General features: G+C 34.2%; 18 protein-coding genes. 8 read left to right on the top strand and 10 right to left on the bottom strand.

Annotated elements, in window-relative coordinates; genetic code table 11:
* Positions 1 to 16: 16 nt before the first annotated feature.
* From BLV40_RS07695 to BLV40_RS07685, 3 genes are all read right to left on the bottom strand, one after another.
* On the bottom strand, positions 17 to 1,678 hold the full coding sequence (locus BLV40_RS07695; protein WP_026592244.1) for a peptide ABC transporter substrate-binding protein: 1,662 nt from the start codon (positions 1,676 to 1,678) through the stop codon (positions 17 to 19).
* Positions 1,679 to 1,823: 145 nt separating this feature from the next.
* Positions 1,824 to 2,768, bottom strand: coding sequence for a DUF2628 domain-containing protein (locus BLV40_RS07690; RefSeq protein ID WP_090688683.1), 945 nt, complete (start codon positions 2,766 to 2,768; stop codon positions 1,824 to 1,826).
* A 204-nt stretch (positions 2,769 to 2,972) separates the two neighbouring features.
* Positions 2,973 to 3,425 carry a methylated-DNA--[protein]-cysteine S-methyltransferase gene (locus BLV40_RS07685; RefSeq protein WP_090688679.1) on the bottom strand — a complete coding sequence of 151 codons (453 nt, stop codon included), beginning with the start codon at positions 3,423 to 3,425 and terminating at the stop codon, positions 2,973 to 2,975.
* A gap of 133 nt (positions 3,426 to 3,558) precedes the next feature.
* Here BLV40_RS07685 and namA point away from each other — a divergent pair, with 133 nt between their 5' ends.
* Positions 3,559 to 4,599, top strand: coding sequence for an NADPH dehydrogenase NamA (gene namA, locus BLV40_RS07680; RefSeq protein ID WP_090688677.1), 1,041 nt, complete (start codon positions 3,559 to 3,561; stop codon positions 4,597 to 4,599).
* A gap of 46 nt (positions 4,600 to 4,645) precedes the next feature.
* Here the strand turns inward: namA and BLV40_RS07675 are convergent, their stop codons facing one another.
* On the bottom strand, positions 4,646 to 5,305 hold the full coding sequence (locus BLV40_RS07675; RefSeq protein ID WP_026592248.1) for an oxidoreductase: 660 nt from the start codon (positions 5,303 to 5,305) through the stop codon (positions 4,646 to 4,648).
* A gap of 220 nt (positions 5,306 to 5,525) precedes the next feature.
* On the opposite strand from BLV40_RS07675, the gene BLV40_RS28460 reads away from it, so the two are divergent.
* The 3 genes from BLV40_RS28460 to BLV40_RS07660 all read left to right on the top strand — a co-directional run bounded on the left by BLV40_RS28460 (position 5,526) and on the right by BLV40_RS07660 (position 7,555).
* On the top strand, positions 5,526 to 5,819 hold the full coding sequence (locus tag BLV40_RS28460; protein ID WP_170833615.1) for a hypothetical protein: 294 nt from the start codon (positions 5,526 to 5,528) through the stop codon (positions 5,817 to 5,819).
* A 180-nt stretch (positions 5,820 to 5,999) separates the two neighbouring features.
* The gene (locus BLV40_RS07665) at positions 6,000 to 6,953 is read left to right on the top strand and encodes a metal ABC transporter substrate-binding protein (protein ID WP_090688673.1); all 954 of its coding nucleotides are present in this window, start codon (positions 6,000 to 6,002) and stop codon (positions 6,951 to 6,953) included.
* A 131-nt stretch (positions 6,954 to 7,084) separates the two neighbouring features.
* Positions 7,085 to 7,555 carry a GNAT family N-acetyltransferase gene (locus BLV40_RS07660; protein ID WP_090688668.1) on the top strand — a complete coding sequence of 157 codons (471 nt, stop codon included), beginning with the start codon at positions 7,085 to 7,087 and terminating at the stop codon, positions 7,553 to 7,555.
* A gap of 8 nt (positions 7,556 to 7,563) precedes the next feature.
* Here the strand turns inward: BLV40_RS07660 and BLV40_RS07655 are convergent, their stop codons facing one another.
* Positions 7,564 to 8,514: a CobW family GTP-binding protein gene (locus BLV40_RS07655; protein ID WP_090688665.1), complete on the bottom strand. Its 951-nt coding sequence runs from the start codon at positions 8,512 to 8,514 to the stop codon at positions 7,564 to 7,566.
* Between the two features lie 149 nt (positions 8,515 to 8,663).
* Between BLV40_RS07655 and BLV40_RS07650 the strand changes: the two genes are divergently transcribed.
* Complete coding sequence (locus BLV40_RS07650) at positions 8,664 to 9,566, top strand: aldo/keto reductase (RefSeq protein ID WP_090688661.1); 903 nt, start codon at positions 8,664 to 8,666, stop codon at positions 9,564 to 9,566.
* A 78-nt stretch (positions 9,567 to 9,644) separates the two neighbouring features.
* Positions 9,645 to 9,791 carry a hypothetical protein gene (locus BLV40_RS28455; RefSeq protein WP_170833619.1) on the top strand — a complete coding sequence of 49 codons (147 nt, stop codon included), beginning with the start codon at positions 9,645 to 9,647 and terminating at the stop codon, positions 9,789 to 9,791.
* 48 nt (positions 9,792 to 9,839) lie between these two features.
* Here BLV40_RS28455 and BLV40_RS07645 read toward each other — a convergent pair whose 3' ends face one another.
* Both BLV40_RS07645 and BLV40_RS07640 read right to left on the bottom strand, forming a co-directional pair.
* Positions 9,840 to 10,424 (bottom strand): GNAT family N-acetyltransferase, encoded by a 585-nt coding sequence (locus BLV40_RS07645; protein WP_090688659.1) that lies wholly within the window; start codon positions 10,422 to 10,424, stop codon positions 9,840 to 9,842.
* Positions 10,425 to 10,566: 142 nt separating this feature from the next.
* Positions 10,567 to 12,039 (bottom strand): flavin monoamine oxidase family protein, encoded by a 1,473-nt coding sequence (locus tag BLV40_RS07640; protein WP_090688656.1) that lies wholly within the window; start codon positions 12,037 to 12,039, stop codon positions 10,567 to 10,569.
* Positions 12,040 to 12,224: 185 nt separating this feature from the next.
* On the opposite strand from BLV40_RS07640, the gene BLV40_RS07635 reads away from it, so the two are divergent.
* Complete coding sequence (locus tag BLV40_RS07635) at positions 12,225 to 12,428, top strand: DUF3896 family protein (RefSeq protein ID WP_090688651.1); 204 nt, start codon at positions 12,225 to 12,227, stop codon at positions 12,426 to 12,428.
* A 99-nt stretch (positions 12,429 to 12,527) separates the two neighbouring features.
* On the opposite strand, the gene BLV40_RS07630 is transcribed toward BLV40_RS07635, so the two are convergent.
* The 3 genes from BLV40_RS07630 to BLV40_RS07620 form a co-directional block, all read right to left on the bottom strand.
* The gene (locus BLV40_RS07630; RefSeq protein WP_090688647.1) at positions 12,528 to 13,481 is read right to left on the bottom strand and encodes an alpha/beta hydrolase; all 954 of its coding nucleotides are present in this window, start codon (positions 13,479 to 13,481) and stop codon (positions 12,528 to 12,530) included.
* Positions 13,482 to 13,780: 299 nt separating this feature from the next.
* Positions 13,781 to 14,236: a DUF3939 domain-containing protein gene (locus BLV40_RS07625; RefSeq protein WP_026592258.1), complete on the bottom strand. Its 456-nt coding sequence runs from the start codon at positions 14,234 to 14,236 to the stop codon at positions 13,781 to 13,783.
* A gap of 96 nt (positions 14,237 to 14,332) precedes the next feature.
* A complete protein-coding gene (locus BLV40_RS07620; RefSeq protein WP_026592259.1) occupies positions 14,333 to 14,776 on the bottom strand; it encodes a Dps family protein in 444 nt (147 codons plus the stop codon).
* A gap of 241 nt (positions 14,777 to 15,017) precedes the next feature.
* Between BLV40_RS07620 and BLV40_RS07615 the strand changes: the two genes are divergently transcribed.
* Complete coding sequence (locus BLV40_RS07615) at positions 15,018 to 16,058, top strand: YkvI family membrane protein (RefSeq protein WP_026592260.1); 1,041 nt, start codon at positions 15,018 to 15,020, stop codon at positions 16,056 to 16,058.
* Positions 16,059 to 16,081 lie beyond the last annotated feature (23 nt).

The raw sequence follows: 16,081 nt of genomic DNA, 5'->3' as shown, positions 1-16,081 counted from the left end.
CACATCTCTTATTATACTATTTTTTTGTAACATATGCCCATTTATAACTAAAATCGCCACCGAATGTATGATTTGCAATTCCTTTTACATATGTTTTTTCTAAATATGCTGTACTTTGCTGATAAGCAGGTGAAATTGCGGTATCTTCTCCAATTAAGATTTTTTCCGCTTCTGCAAGTGCTTTCCAACGTGCTGCATCGTCTTTTAACAATTCACCTTTTGACTTAGCAACTAAATCATCATACTTTGGATTTGAATAAGCCATTTCATTAAATGAACTTCCTGTAATAAACATATCAATGTATGTCATTGGATCTGGATAATCAGGGCTCCATGCTGATAGCGAAAACTCATATTGTAATTTCTTCTCTAAATCTAATTTTTGTTTATATGGTTGTTGTTTCAAATTCACTTTAATTCCAGGTAAATTTTTCTCAAGTTCTTCTTTAATAAAGTCACCAACTTTTTTGCGGCTACCATTATCATCGTTTAGTAATTCTACCGTAATTGTATCTTGACCCAATTCTTTTTTCGCTTCTTCCCATAACTTTTTCGCTTTTGCCGCATTATCGTTACTATCTCGGAAATTTTTATTTACAGTACGAAAATCTTTTCCATCCGGACCCGTTGTAAATTTTTCCGGTACTAAGAAATATGCTGGTAATGATCCATCATTTAAAATGACATTTGCAATACCTTTTTTATCATAAGCTAAATCAATTGCTTCTCGCACTTTTTGATTTTTAAATGTTGAGTTTTGTTGATTAAAACGTAAGAAATACATGCGCGGATCTAGTTTCGTTTTGAATTCATCTGGCTTATTCTTTTTATATTTATCAACAAACTCTGAGGTTAAAATGACGCGATCTACTTCATCACTATCATACAAGTTCACACCTGTGCTCGTTTCTTTTACGATACCCACATTAATTTCTTCTAGTTTTACAGTACCTTTATCCCAGTAATTTGGATTTTTCTTTAATTTATAGCTTTGCTCATGTTTCCATTCACTTAACGTAAATGGTCCATTGTATAAAACTTTATCAGCTTCTAGTGCATATTTATCTCCTTGTTTTTTTACAAACTTCTCATTTAAAGGGAAGAATGTTGGAAATGATGTAAGATCAAGAAAATATGGAGCTGGTTGTTCAAGTTCTACCACTAGTGTTTTATCATCTTTTGCTTTTACACCAAGCTGATCAAGAGGCAACTCTCCCTTATTAACTTTTTGAGCATTTTTTACATCAAATAAAATAAATGCATATTCAGATGCTGTTTCTTTATCAAGCGCACGTTGCCAACCATATACAAAATCTTGCGCACGAACCGGCTCACCATTCGACCACTTTGCATCTCGTAATTCAAAAGTATATGTTTTCTTATCTTCACTAATTTTCACATCTTTTGCCATACCTGGAGTTCGTTTATTATCTTTATCTAATCGATATAAACCTTCCATTGCATTTACGAATACTCGGAACGATACGGAATCTGTTGATTTTGACGTATCCATCGAAGGAATTTCTGCTGTTTCTAGTAAGTTTAACACTTGTTTATCGGCCATCCCCTTACCTGTTTCTTTCTTCGTTGTCGATGCTTTCTCCCCATTCCCGCAACCTGCAACAAACATACTTGTTGATAGTGCAAGTGCAGCAAGCGTTGAAACTTTTTTCTTCATTCTTTCTTCCCCCAATCTTTATGTATACAATAAGGCCTATATGATAATATTATACAAAACATTCAGATTATTTCAAATATTTTTCTTTACTGAAATAAAAAGAAATGAATGTAAAAGCTACTTTATCCGCTTTTACATCCATTTCTTATAACATCTCTTTTATTTCATCTTTTTGTAATCCATCATCAAACTCAAAAAGATCTTGCGTACGAAACACATCTTCCATCATTATCAAGAATTCTTTTTCATCTTGTGGCTCATCGTTAATCGTAAGAGAATAGGGCTCAATTTCATTCAACCTGTAATCGACAACAAATTGAATGACAATTTTTTGTCTTGCCATACCATTATTATATCCATGAAATTCTACTAATTCTAATCCATCTCCCCCGCGGTAATAAACCCAGGTTGGTTGCTTAAAATAGTGTTCAAACGATTCTCCAATAGAAAAGAAGGGATACTCATAAAGAGAACTTGCTCGTACTTTTTGAATGACATCTTGATCTGTGGGAAAGAAAAAGTGACTCATAAATATACTAGTCGCTGTCAAAATTGTAACAATAGCCGCTCCAATTTTACTTGTTCCACCATTATCACGAATAAGATAACTTTCAACAGCTTCGTCCTTTACCCCCCTTGCCTTTATTCGATATATTTTTCGCTCAGCAAATCGATAATATAGCCCATTAGCAAATATCCCAATTCCTATCATCATTAAAATGAGTAATAAAAAAGTAAGCGGCACCATATTTATGATTGGAAGTGCAACATTGAAACCCCTATAATAGGAGAATGCATTACAAGCTACTAATAAGATTACAAATAAACAAGCAGGTAAGTAATACTTTCGATAGCCAAACCATCCAACATTGAAAATAGCCGCCCATCCATTCCAACTCCACCCTGCTATTCGTTTTTTTTCTTTCTCCCATTTCCCTTTATAATATGGATAATGCGCTCCCACATATTGTTCCATATCTTTTTCTATTGGTGAGGTTTCCTCTTTTGTTCTATTATGTAAAACTTGCTGACAATCTTTACAATTGAACTGACTGTCAGGACAAGGATTCCCACAATTTATACAATGCAAAATAATCCCTCTTTCCGTGATTTGGCCGCTACTGATACTTCTATTGTCCAACATACTAAAAACTTAATGATTTGAAGAAAGAGGCTTTTACAGGATCGTACACCCACAAATAATAGGCGAAACCATTCAGATTAGATCGTAATATAGAATTCGTTTTCCTTTAATCAATGAAAACTACTATTTCCATCCGAACATTTTTTCGTCTTATTTTAAAATCCCCTCATGTTGTAATAACCATTCTTTTCGCCATAGTCCACCTGCATAGCCAACTAACTTTCCACTTTTTCCAATTACACGATGACATGGAACAATAATAGAAATCGGGTTGCGACTATTTGCTCCGCCAATCGCACGTACTGCCTTTGTGTTACCAACCTTTTCTGCAATATCTAGATAGGAAGCACTCACTCCATACGGAATCGTATAAAGTGCATCCCAAACATTCTTTTGAAACGGTGTTCCGACTGCTGATAGTGGTACTGTAAATTCAGTTCGCTTTTGATGAAAATATTCATCTAATTCAGTGAGACACTGTTCTACAATTTGACTTGTATTCTCTTCTTTCCGTTTCTCTACAAAAATAACAGACGTAATTCCTTCATCATTTGCAGTAATTTCAAGCAAACCTATTTCGCTTTCATAATACGCTCGGTACATGCTCCTACCCTCCAATTTGATTCATTTCAATAATTGTAACACAAATGTGCAATCTTTCGAGAATAAGCGTTTTATTATGGAAACAAAAATGATGATGATACAATTAAGAAAACTGTAATAAGGGGGGATAACTATGGGCTATCATCTTTTTTCACCTTATACGATGAAAGATATCACATTAAAAAATCGTATTGTTATGTCACCGATGTGTATGTACTCTTCAGAACACGAGGATGGAAAGGTTACAAATTTCCATCCTATCCATTATGCATCTCGAGCAGCTGGTCAAGTAGGTCTTGTAATGCTTGAAGCTACAGCTGTTGTACCTGAAGGACGTATTTCTAATAAAGATTTAGGTATATGGAATAATGATCATATTCCAGGTTTACAACAAACGGTTTCACTCATCCATGAAAATGGTGCCAAAGCAGCCATTCAATTAGCACACGCTGGACGAAAAGCTGAATTACATACAGATGCTGTAGCACCCTCGGCTGTTGCATTTAATGATGCTATGAAAATTCCGTTAGAAATGAATAAACAGCTAATCCAAGAAACAATTTCCGCTTTTCAAGATGCTGCATACCGCTCCAAACAAGTAGGATTTGATATTATTGAATTACATGCGGCTCATGGCTATCTCATTAATGAATTTCTTTCTCCATTATCAAACAAACGGACTGATGAGTATGGTGGATCACCTGAAAATCGTTACCGTTTCTTAAGAGAAATCATTAATGCTGTAAATGCTGTTTGGAATGGTCCTTTATTTGTGCGTATTTCTGCTAATGACTATCACCCTGAAGGATTGACAGAACATGACTATGTTCAATTTGCAAAATGGATGAAAGAACAAGGGGTAGATGTAATTGATTGTAGTTCTGGTGCAGTTGTACCTGCACAAATTGATGTTTACCCTGGCTATCAAGTAAAATATGCAAATCATATAAAAAAACAAGCGCGCATCGCGACAGGCGCAGTAGGACTAATTACAAGTGGTATACAAGCAGAAGAAATTTTAGCAAATAATGAAGCAGACTTGATCTTTATTGGTCGCGAGCTACTTCGCAATCCATATTTTCCAAGAACAGCAGCCAACGAACTTGGATTTGAATTACAAGAGCCACACCAATATCAACGTGCTCGTGGTAAAACAACCCCGACTCGCCGCTAAAATGAGATAAAACAAAAAGGAGAAGGACGTCCCTTCTCCTCTTTCATTATTTCATCATTGTAATCTCTGTAGAATTATAAATATGAACACCAGATTCTTCACGTAGCGCTGCTAGATACATCCCTTTTGCAACCTGCTCAGCTGTAATTGGCTTATACTTTTTTAAAGTACCATTAAATACAAATGGTACGATACCAAATATCTTCTCAGCCATTCTTTCTCCAAAACGAAATTCTTCTCGATCCCCAAGTAGTAATGATGGTCTAAATATATGAACCCCACCAATCACCAACTTTTGAAGTTCTTCCTCCATCTTCCCTTTTACTTGTGAATAAAAGAATAGAGATTTCGGATTGGCACCCATAGAAGAAATAACAAGAAAATTTTGCACACCTTGTTTTTCTGCTAAACAAGCTGCTCGTAATGTATATTCATAGTCTACTTTTTTAAAATTCGCTTTCGTTTTTGCTTTCTTAATTGTTGTCCCAAGACAGCTAAAGACATCATCAACAGCAAATAACTCTTTATACTCTTCTAATATAGAAAAGTCCACTTGTTTCTGTTGTAACTTTTCATGCTCCCATTGTAATGGTTTTCTTACAAAAACCATTACCGAATCATAGTAATCTGAATCAAGTAATAGCTGCGTCACTTCTTGTCCAACTAAACCACTTGCACCGAGTACTAGCGCTGTTCGTTTATTCATCTATCCCTATACCTCTTTATCTAATTTTATACCGTCCAATTAGGCAGTACCAATCCTATTTCTAGGAGTTTCCTTTTTACTTATTCTATCATAAGTAAAGCACTATGCGTGACGCAAGCGCTTTACTCACTCTTCTCTCTTGTTTTCTCTATTGGTAACTTTGTTATGATTGTAGAGTCACCCAGATTACTTATTAATGTTTTAAGGAAAATCAAAACACATGTTAATGGTAAAACAACTACTAATATCAATAAAATTGCCTCCATCAAGTAATCCACTCGCTCATCCCCTTTTCATCCCCTCTACCTCAATATATGAAAGCAATGTTGCCACTTATGCGACATTCATAAAAATTAATACTGCTCTTTTTGACAACTTTATAACAAAATCAAATCGAAATGATTATTATTTGCTCCGCATTAACGTGCAGAAATATCCCCGCCTCAAAATCCAGCACAATAAAGATGTTTTATGGGGATCAACTGCCCGTAAAAGCCTGATTGGTGAAGGCTAATAATTGGTACGGGACTTTATCCCACAACAATTAATGTTTCACTTTATTGCAACTTTCGTAAAGATGTATTATACTAAGTTCGCAACTTAAAACGTAATTATTACGTTTTGCGATAAAAATGTTTTTTCTCTTATTTTGGGAGAAAATAAAATTGGAAAAGAAAGAAAAGAGGAGAATTATATGAAGAAAAGATTAATGGTATTTTCTTTTATACTTATTTTCACATTAATTTTCGCTGGATGTTCCAGCAAAAAAGATGGATTAGCAAAAAAAGATGGCAAACTTTCTGTGTATACAACCATTTTTCCACTTGCTGATTTCGCTAAAAAAATCGGTGGTGACTATGTAACTGTTGAAACAATTTATCCACCTGGTGCTGACTCTCATACATATGAGCCAAGTCAAAAACAAACGGTGCAAGTTGCAAAGGCAGATCTATTCGTATACAACGGCGCAGAATTAGAACCGTTTGCAGAAAAAATGGAAAAAACATTAAAAAAAGAAAATGTAAAAATTGTTAATGCATCTAAAGGCTTCGATCTTATCGCTTCATCAGAAGAAGAACATCATGAACACGAAGAAGGTCATAAAGAAGAAGAACATCACCATCACGACAAAGATCCACACGTATGGCTGGATCCTACACTCGCAATGAAACAGGCTGAAAAAATTAAAGATGCACTTGTAGCATTGCAACCAGATCATAAAAAAGAATTCGAGAAAAACTTCGCTGCTCTGCAAACAAAGTTTACTGACTTAGATGATCATTTTAAATCTGTTGTTTCAGATGCAAAAACGAAAGATATTCTAGTTTCTCACGCTGCATATGGGTACTGGGAAAAACGCTATGGATTAAAACAAATACCAGTTGCTGGAATCTCCGCTTCCGATGAACCGTCACAAAAAGAACTGGCTAACATTACAAAAACAGTAAAAGATCATGGCTTGAAATATATTCTTTTTGAAACATTCTCTACTCCAAAAGTAGCAGAAGTTATTCAAAAAGAAACAGGAACGAAAATTTTACGTATAAATCACCTCGCTACTATTTCTGAAGATGATGCAAAGAAAAACAAAGATTACTTCACATTAATGGAAGAAAACGTGAATGCTTTAAAAGAAGCTACAAGCTAAATGTATCTTTCCTCTAAGACAGCTGGACATATTCAGCTGTCTTTTTTCAATACATCAACTTGACTTAAACGAAAGAGCAAGTAAAATTATCCATATTAGCTTTATAACACTTCAGAAAGCGAGTTGGAACTATGAATCTTCACATTCGTGAAGTAACAGCAAACAATTGGCGTTCAGTCGCTGCTTTACAAGTAACAAAGGGGCAGCAACAATTTATTGAGAGTAATGCATTTTCTTTAGCAGAGTCTTTATTTGAAGGAAACGGAACGTCAGTAGGCTTATATGATGGAGAGACACTTGTTGGATATGCGATGTATGGTTGGTATTCAGCAAAAGATGATAGCGTATGGTTAGATCGTTTTATGATTGATTATCATTTCCAAGGAAACGGGTATGCAAAACGGTTTCTGCAGCTGCTAATCCAGTATTTACAACAAAAATTTCAATGTAGAAAAATTTATTTAAGTCTTCATCCAGACAACACACTAGCAATGAAACTATATGAGTCTTTCGGCTTTCACTTAACTGGTGATATTGATGATGAAGGACCCGTTGTTGGTGTTATAATGGAATTACAAATAAATGAAAGTATAAGCCTGTGAAAACAGGCTTATTTTACGCACTCTTTAAAATGTTCTTGGAACCATTCTTTATTAATATCTTTCCCAATGAAAACCACTTCACTTACGCGTTCTTCCCCTTCTTTCCAATCTCTATCATAAGAAGCAGCAAACAAAGTATGAACACCTTGAAAAACAACACGGCGATCCACTCCATCAATCGAAAGGATGCCCTTATATCGATATAAATACTCTCCTAATTCTTGAACGACAGCTGACATCCATTCATTCAACTTTTGTAAATCTAATGGCCGCTCTTCACGTAATACAAACGATTTCACACCTTCTAAATGATGGTGCTCTTTATGCGGATAAATTTCTAATGTATCACGTGTTTTAAACGTTTGAATTTCTAATAAAGCAGGAATATCTACTTCACAATTTGTCGTTGGTATTAATTTTGCCATCGGATTAATCCCTTGTAACTCAGTAAGAAGTTTTTCCTTATCCACTTCTTCAATTAAATCTACTTTATTTACTAAAATCATATCAGCAAAGGCAGTCTGCTCTTTTGCTTCTAATCCTTTTTCAAAATGTTTATGTATATGATAACTATCTACCACTGTCACAACACCATTAATTTTGTATGCTGATTGAATAACTGGATCCAAAAAGAACGTTTGGATAATCGGTCCTGGGTTTGCAAGACCTGTTGTTTCAATCACCAGACCATCAAAATCCATTTTCCCTTCTGCTTTTACGTCAAGTAATTGTTTTAAAGCAACAAGTAAGTCTTCACGCACTGTACAGCATAAACAGCCATTTGTCATTTCCATAATTTCTTCTTCAACATTCATAATTAATTGATTATCAATGCCAATTTGACCTATTTCATTTACAATAACCGCTAGTTTTTTACCATGTTCTTCCGATAAAATACGATTTAATAATGTAGTTTTCCCAGATCCAAGAAAACCAGTTAAAATTGTTACTGGAATCATTTTTACAGCTCCTTATGCCTATATCTATATACATTATATCATACAGAAAAGACATATTTATTGTAAGCATCTCTTGCTAGCTATATAATATTACCAAACAAAAAAGCCTTTTCAAAAATATCATTATTCATCAGGGAGGTCTACTCAAAATGAAACGAATTCAGATGGCTAATAACCTTGAATTTTCTCGTATCATTCAAGGATTTTGGCGTTTAGCAGAATGGAATATGTCAAAACAAGAATTACTTTCTTTCATCGAAAATTGTATGGATATGGGAATTACAACTTTTGATCACGCTGATATTTACGGGGGATATACGTGCGAATCTTTATTTGGGGAATCATTACAATTAAAGACTTCTTTACGTGAAAGTATGCAAATTGTCACAAAATGTGGAATCGCTCCCCTATCACCAAAATTCCCAGAACGATATGTTGCTCACTATAATACTAGTGCTGAACATATCGTGAAAAGTGTAGAACAGTCGCTACAAAACTTACATACTGATTATATTGATTTGCTACTCATTCATCGACCTGACCCATTTATGGATCCAAGTGAAGTCGCAGTAGCTTTCACACGTTTACAGCAAGATGGAAAAGTACGTCATTTTGGCGTATCTAACTTTTTACCGTCTCAGTTTAATATGCTTAGCTCATATTTAGATTTCCCGCTCATTACAAACCAAATTGAAGTATCTGCGATGCAGCTTGAACATTTTGAAAAAGGTACAATTGACTTATGCCAAGAGAAAAGAATTAATCCCATGATTTGGTCTCCTCTTGCTGGTGGAGAAATCTTTACAGGACAAAATGAACGTGCTATACGCTTACGAGAAACTTTACAAAAGATTGCAAATGAATTAAATGTTGATAGCATTGATATTATCATGTATGCATGGCTACTTGCTCACCCAGCAAACATGATGCCAATCGTTGGTTCTGGTAAATTAGAGCGCGTGAAGACGGCAATCGAAGCTACAAAACTTACATTAGATCGTCAGCAATGGTTTACAATCTTTGAAAGTTCGAATGGACATCCCGTACCTTAATGTGCTAACACATTATAGTAGGTATTGAATATCCAACTCCTTTTTATGTTATAATTACCATAAAAAGGAGTTGGATTTATGAATAACTCGAATAAAGGTTACTCCTGGAAATTACTCAAAATTTGGTTATCTATTCCAAGAAGTGCAAGACTTGCATTCTTATGGGCTATTATTTTAGGAGTTTCCTATTTAGGCTGGGTAAAAATCATTAAACAATTCTTATAATGACTGAAACTTAAATAATAATGCAATTCAAAAAGCAAAGCTACTACATTATTGCTCTGCTTTCTCATACCTATTTCTTGTCATCGCAAACACACATGTATCCCTTAATCCATTACCATCTACTGCTACACTACTGCTTTCTAAAACCCCTTCTAAGTTGAAACCCAACCTCTCTGGTATCGCTCTACTTTTTACATTTCGTGAATCACAGCGAATCTCTATCCGATTTGCCTTTAACTCAGTAAAAGCATAATTCATAATACCTTGCGCCGCTTCTGTCATATAGCCTTTTCCACCGAAGCGAGAATCTATCCAATATCCAATTTCAAATCTTGGTATTTCCCAATCGATACGATGCAATCCAGCAGATGCTACAAATTCGCCTGTTTCTTTTAAAAATACTAGTAATCTCAAATCTTCACGCTGTAAAAATTGAATATGCGACCTTCTTATACTCGCTTCGATTTCTTCTTCTGTTTGCTCCTTTTGAGCGAAAACCATCCACGGCTTTAGTTCTTCTACCGATGCATTGATAGCTTCATATACTGCTTTTCCATCCCCTGGTTTCGGCATTCGAATAAAAAGCCTGTCTGTGTAAAATTCAGAAGGAAAATCAAGTAATAATGGATTCATTCCAAACACTCCCCATCTTTCTTTTGTATATAATAATATTAAATTTAAACTATATAGTAAATACTTTTCTGAATTTTACTTATTTTAAAACTTAAACAACACGCTCACTCAATTTATATGCACACTTTCTCTACTATTAAACTCATACAATCAACTGATTCACCTCTACCGCTGTACGTATTCCAGACTCAATCGCTCCTTGTATCCATCCATGATAAAGCGTTGTATGATCTCCTGCAAAATAAATTTTCCCTTCAGGTTTTACAATTGCTGGTTGCAATTCTACTTCTTGACCAGCTTGAAAAATAGCAAACCCTCCTAATGCATACGGATCTAACGTCCAACTTTTGGATATTCCTGACATAAATTCATCATACACTTGACCACCTAATATAGTCGCTAAATTTTGTAATGTATAATAAATGCGATCACCTTTCGATAATCCATCCCATAATAATGCATCAAAAGACCATGTATAACTTCCAAGCATAATAGCGGGTCCTTTTGAACCAATCCCATGACTCGGATAATATGCATAACGGATTGGTAAATCCGTTATAATCCTTCCCCCTAATTGACCCTGTTCTTCCCAAAAGCGACTTTTAAACTGAATTCCTATTTTCGTAGCAGCCATATAATGTAATTCACGAATCGCTCTCCACTTTTCATGTGATACAGAATCGAAAGGGTCAATTTCCACAAAGCGCATTGTAGAAAACGGAATTGTAATAATAACTAAATCACCGGTTATGCTACTATATTCAAACGTTTCTTCATGTCTACAATAAGCTGTTATTCCTTTTTGATGTTGATGAAGTTTCATCAATTTTTGATTGTATATAATATCATCTTGTAACTGCGGTAAAAAAGATTTTGGAAGCTGATCATTGCCCCCTTTAATTTCACAAAAACCACTTTCTTGCTGCAAAATATATATAAATCGTAACGTTTCAACAAATGATTTTTCTAAAAAACCTTCTAAGTCCAAAAGTACACCAATCATCTCAATCGTTACTGGTGAAAAATACGTTTTATATTGATACGGATGATATTTTAAAAACTGTGCTGTTGAATACTTTCCGAAGTCTTGTTCAACAATCTTCCAGTTTTTATCTGGGTCTCTTTTAATAAAATCAATAATTGGCTGTACTGCTAATAATAATAACTCCTCAGAGGTCTTTCCCACCTCATTCACTGCAACTGGATACTTTAAAATACTAGGATTATTTTCATATTGCTGCAACGTCGTTTTTTTACCATTCACATAAATAATATCTGTCTCATTTCGATTAATAAAAGGAGTTACTTGCAGCCCGAACTTTCTTATATACGCCATCGTTAGTGTATGTATATATGGTATACGCATCGCTCCAACATCTAAATATAATCCAGTGTCCTCCATTCTAACAGTCTCAATTCGGCCTCCTATACGGTTATTCGCTTCTAAAATTTTCACAGAATGCCCTGCGTTTTTAAGTAACGATGCTGATACTAAACCAGCCATTCCAGCACCAACTATAATGATTTGTTTTGGCTCTACTGTTTTCGGTAATCCTTTATCAATAATTTTCAACATTTCATCAGTTGTAACATGGGATTGTGTATGCACTTGCATCATTCCACCCCTTGCTTTAAAAAATACAAAACAGTGATTCTTTGAATTGTATTCATAAGTATAGTAGAACAACACAATATATTTCAGAATATTCATTAATAATTCACAGAGATTTACTCTCATTCGCCATTCCTTATCATATAATAAAGATGCAGATAGGAAATGTAAGGAAAGGATTGATAAAAATGAAACGCACTTACGACTATCTTGAAACAAAAAAACATTTAGAATTAAAAAAACAACTATTATGCAAAAAATTATTAAATGCAAATTTAACTGAAGAAGATCGAAATCAAATTAAGATGGAGATCGATAACTACGAATATATTTTAACTTTGGTGGAGATGAATCATTATGAACGTGGCATTTCTCATAACAAGCGGATGTAAAAACATTCGCTTGTTTATTTGAGGATAAATTAAAGTCATATCGGTTGCTAGCAGAAGTATAAAAAAGAGATGCATCACATAGAGTGATGCATCTCTTTTTTATGCTTCTGTTTTCGTAATATATTCAACAGCTTCTTTCAATACGTCTTCAAATTGTTCAGGGTAATCATGGTTTACGTTAGATATAACTTTATACTTATATTGTATGTTTTTCGTTTCCAATAGCTTCACAAACCTCTGTGTACATTCAAAGCAATCTTCATCCTGATCCCCACAAATAATATATCCCTTAATACCTTTATCTTTCAATTTATTCAACAAGTCTTCCCATTCTTCAATCTCAGGAACCCACGGTGCTACAAAAACAAAACCTTGTACCGCTATATCTTCGTTTAATATTGCATGTAGCGCCACCCTTGCACCAGCAGAAAAGCCTCCAATAATTGTATGATTTAGCTCACCACGATTGTTCGCTATAATACTTTCATAATGCTCCTTTAACTCACGGGATCCCTTTTCGACATGATCCCAAACATAACCTTCTGAAAATTGAATTTGAGAGGACTGCGGTAATGCTAACAAATAACCTTGATTCACAACCGGTTTCCAATACGGTTCTGCTATTTTTATATTTTCTTGATTACCATGCAATGCAATTAATAAATTGTTATGAATACCGCTCTTCCCTTGTAGCGTTTTCAAATGAACTTGTTCAGATTTCTTTGCTGCTTCTTCTCTTTCTTTACATAACTGAATCATCTGATTAAATTCTTCATATTTATGAAGCGGTTTTAAATCTTCGTCCGTAATCAAATATTCATATCCATACCAAAACTCATTTTCGACAATCGCTTCTTTCATTATATGTAAAGCTTCTTTCTCAAGCCCAGATGCACTTGCCAATGCATATCTAAAATTAAATATTTGCGCCTTATTACCACCAGTTACCTTGTCTGCATTTTTAGTAATATAATAATATGCTTCTAAACTACCATCTTTCGCGTAACATTCTAACGTCTCATTTAGTAAACCAATGTAAGTAACCTTATTCATCTACACTTACCTCCCGTAACCTTTTAGGAATATATATTTCTTTAACATGCTTTCAGTCACCCTAAGGTTCCGGTAATACATACTGTCAAATTTTAAATATTAGATTAACAGTAACTACTCCCACTCTTAGGATAACGTTTACAAAATAACTTACAATTTTTCATAATACATCACTCCTTTCTATCTCTTATATAATTAAATACAAAATTGACAGAAAAGTCAATTTATAAAACAAAATATACTATAGTTTCACATTTCTTTTAACAAAAAAACAACAATATATCATTGTTGTTTTTTTGTTAAACAATATTTTTTTTACTTTTATCTGGTTTACTTGAGACTAAATAATGTTTCTCTGAAATATATAATTTTCGCTTTAATATACGATCTAAATACGGTGCTAGTTTCATTCCACATATAAGGCGATCCTCATCGTTTTCTACAATAGGAAACATTTCTTTTTCGGTAACATATTGGTCTACCGCTTTTTGTACAATATCAATTTCTTTTACAAGTTCTAAATTTTCTTCTGTATGTTCAAATACCTCAAGTGTTTCCTTCGTTATAATGAACGTATTTGTAGGAAATGCTGGTAGATATGGTTTTAATAAGTCATAATTCACTGTATAATCTTCATTAACTAATACTGTATAAACAATATTGGCATTTTTTTCTAGAAATTTAGCCATTGCTTGTTCTAATTCATCTTTCGTAATTTGCCTCTCCTCTTTTCCACTTTTGAAAAAGCGAAACATTGTATCGCCTCCTTTTTACTATATTATACCATAAAAAGAAAGCTTAAAAATCATAAAAAAACCCATCGAAAGAATTTTCAATAGGTTTTCAATATCTTATTTTAAGAATGCACTTAACATCCAAACATGTTGTTCTAATGTTGTATGAATCGCTAATAGCATATCTGCTGATGTTTCGTCTCCAGCCTCGTCCGCTACTTCCATACCCTCTTTTAATTCTTGAATGATTGCTGAGAAATCCTTTACTAATATTTGTACCATTTCTTCAGCCGATTCTTTACTCGTTCCTTCATGTACAGTAGATGTTTCTAAATACTCTTTCATTGTTGCTAATGGTTTTCCTTCTAACGCTAAAATACGCTCTGCTAATTCATCAATATACGTTGCTGCTTCTGTATAAAACTCTTCAAATTTTTCATGTAATGTAAAGAAGTGTGGGCCTGTTACATACCAGTGATAGTTATGAAGTTTTACATATAACACACTCCAGTTTGCTACCTGTTTGTTTAATACTTCAACAACATTTGTTTTTGTACTCATTCAATCCACTCCTCTTATTATCTTATAATTATTCTCTTTTAAGAACACATTCTTATTGTACCATAAATTCCCTACTCATCCAAATCATCCACCTATATGTCACAAAGTTGCAACAACTTTAATCATTTACTAATGTTGAAAAATCTATGTACCCTTTCTTTCACTTCATATGTCTAATTGTCCAAGCTCACACATATGCATAATAATAGGTCACGTTCATCATAGTAGAAAGAGGGATTACATGGATAATCAGCAGTGGAAAGTAGCTAAAAAAGTTGCTGCTACTTATATTGGGACTGTCGTTGGAGCTGGATTTGCAACCGGACGAGAAATTGTTGAATTTTTTACGATTAACGGATTATACGGAACAATTGGAATATGCATAAGTGGAATTCTTTTCATTTGGCTGGGTACAAAAATGATGTTACTTTCTTCACAAATCGGTGCATTTTCCGCTCAGGAATTTAACAGATATTTGTTTGGTGATGTATTTGGAAATGTGATAAACACTTTGTTATTACTCGTACTTTTTGGTGTAACAAGTGTCATGCTATCAGGTGCTGGTGCTGTATTCGAGGAACAACTACGTCTACCACGACAACTCGGTATTCTCATTACAGTTATCGCGTGTATTATCATTGGAAGCCGCGGCTTACAAGGTGTATTTGAAGTAAATACACTTGTCGTACCAATTATGATGATTTTTATTATCGGACTTGCTATTACAACTTTTATTCATGGTGCGATCCCTATCCTTAACACAGTTCCGACAGAGAGTTGGAATATGAAATGGGTAACAAGTCCCCTTACATATGTCGCCTTAAATCTTTCTCTCGCCCAAAGTGTTCTGGTACCGCTAGCAAGCGAAGTAAAAGATCAAAAAGCGATTCTATGGGGCGGAATTTTAGGAGGAGCTGGGCTGTGTTTTATTCTATTATGTAGTCATCTAGCCATTTTATCTATTGATCAATTTTACCAATATAATATTCCTATGGCTGAAGTAGTAAGAAGATTTAATGCTACTTTCCATTTTTTCTTTGTCCTTATTATTTTTGGGGAAGTATTTACAACATTAGTTGGAAACGTATTTGGGATGACAAAACAAATGCAGTCTATTACTGGCTGGAAGAGCAACCATATTATTTATTTTATTTTACTTATTAGTTATTGTTTTAGCTATATTGGTTACAGTGAACTTCTTCATATCTTATATCCTATCATCGGATGGGTTAGCATCATTCTTCTGCCAATTATCGCATATAAACAGTTAGAAAAAACATAGTAAAAAAGCATCCGCTATGTACG

Source organism: Bacillus sp. 166amftsu, from assembly GCF_900107445.1.
GTDB lineage: Bacteria > Bacillota > Bacilli > Bacillales > Bacillaceae_G > Bacillus_A > Bacillus_A arachidis.
The sequence above is the reverse complement of the archived record's forward strand: the minus strand, read 5'-3'. Positions and strand labels throughout refer to the sequence as shown.

What these genes read in the sequence shown, in the direction of transcription:
- BLV40_RS07695 (WP_026592244.1), bottom strand. Translation starts at nt 1,678, where the DNA reads ATGAAGAAAAAAGTTTCAACGCTTGCTGCACTTGCACTATCAACAAGT.
- BLV40_RS07685 (WP_090688679.1), bottom strand. Translation starts at nt 3,425, where the DNA reads ATGTACCGAGCGTATTATGAAAGCGAAATAGGTTTGCTTGAAATTACT.
- namA (WP_090688677.1), top strand. Translation starts at nt 3,559, where the DNA reads ATGGGCTATCATCTTTTTTCACCTTATACGATGAAAGATATCACATTA.
- BLV40_RS07675 (WP_026592248.1), bottom strand. Translation starts at nt 5,305, where the DNA reads ATGAATAAACGAACAGCGCTAGTACTCGGTGCAAGTGGTTTAGTTGGA.
- BLV40_RS28460 (WP_170833615.1), top strand. Translation starts at nt 5,526, where the DNA reads ATGTTAATGGTAAAACAACTACTAATATCAATAAAATTGCCTCCATCA.
- BLV40_RS07665 (WP_090688673.1), top strand. Translation starts at nt 6,000, where the DNA reads ATGAAGAAAAGATTAATGGTATTTTCTTTTATACTTATTTTCACATTA.
- BLV40_RS07660 (WP_090688668.1), top strand. Translation starts at nt 7,085, where the DNA reads ATGAATCTTCACATTCGTGAAGTAACAGCAAACAATTGGCGTTCAGTC.
- BLV40_RS07655 (WP_090688665.1), bottom strand. Translation starts at nt 8,514, where the DNA reads ATGATTCCAGTAACAATTTTAACTGGTTTTCTTGGATCTGGGAAAACT.
- BLV40_RS07650 (WP_090688661.1), top strand. Translation starts at nt 8,664, where the DNA reads ATGAAACGAATTCAGATGGCTAATAACCTTGAATTTTCTCGTATCATT.
- BLV40_RS28455 (WP_170833619.1), top strand. Translation starts at nt 9,645, where the DNA reads ATGAATAACTCGAATAAAGGTTACTCCTGGAAATTACTCAAAATTTGG.
- BLV40_RS07645 (WP_090688659.1), bottom strand. Translation starts at nt 10,424, where the DNA reads ATGAATCCATTATTACTTGATTTTCCTTCTGAATTTTACACAGACAGG.
- BLV40_RS07640 (WP_090688656.1), bottom strand. Translation starts at nt 12,039, where the DNA reads ATGCAAGTGCATACACAATCCCATGTTACAACTGATGAAATGTTGAAA.
- BLV40_RS07635 (WP_090688651.1), top strand. Translation starts at nt 12,225, where the DNA reads ATGAAACGCACTTACGACTATCTTGAAACAAAAAAACATTTAGAATTA.
- BLV40_RS07630 (WP_090688647.1), bottom strand. Translation starts at nt 13,481, where the DNA reads ATGAATAAGGTTACTTACATTGGTTTACTAAATGAGACGTTAGAATGT.
- BLV40_RS07625 (WP_026592258.1), bottom strand. Translation starts at nt 14,236, where the DNA reads ATGTTTCGCTTTTTCAAAAGTGGAAAAGAGGAGAGGCAAATTACGAAA.
- BLV40_RS07620 (WP_026592259.1), bottom strand. Translation starts at nt 14,776, where the DNA reads ATGAGTACAAAAACAAATGTTGTTGAAGTATTAAACAAACAGGTAGCA.
- BLV40_RS07615 (WP_026592260.1), top strand. Translation starts at nt 15,018, where the DNA reads ATGGATAATCAGCAGTGGAAAGTAGCTAAAAAAGTTGCTGCTACTTAT.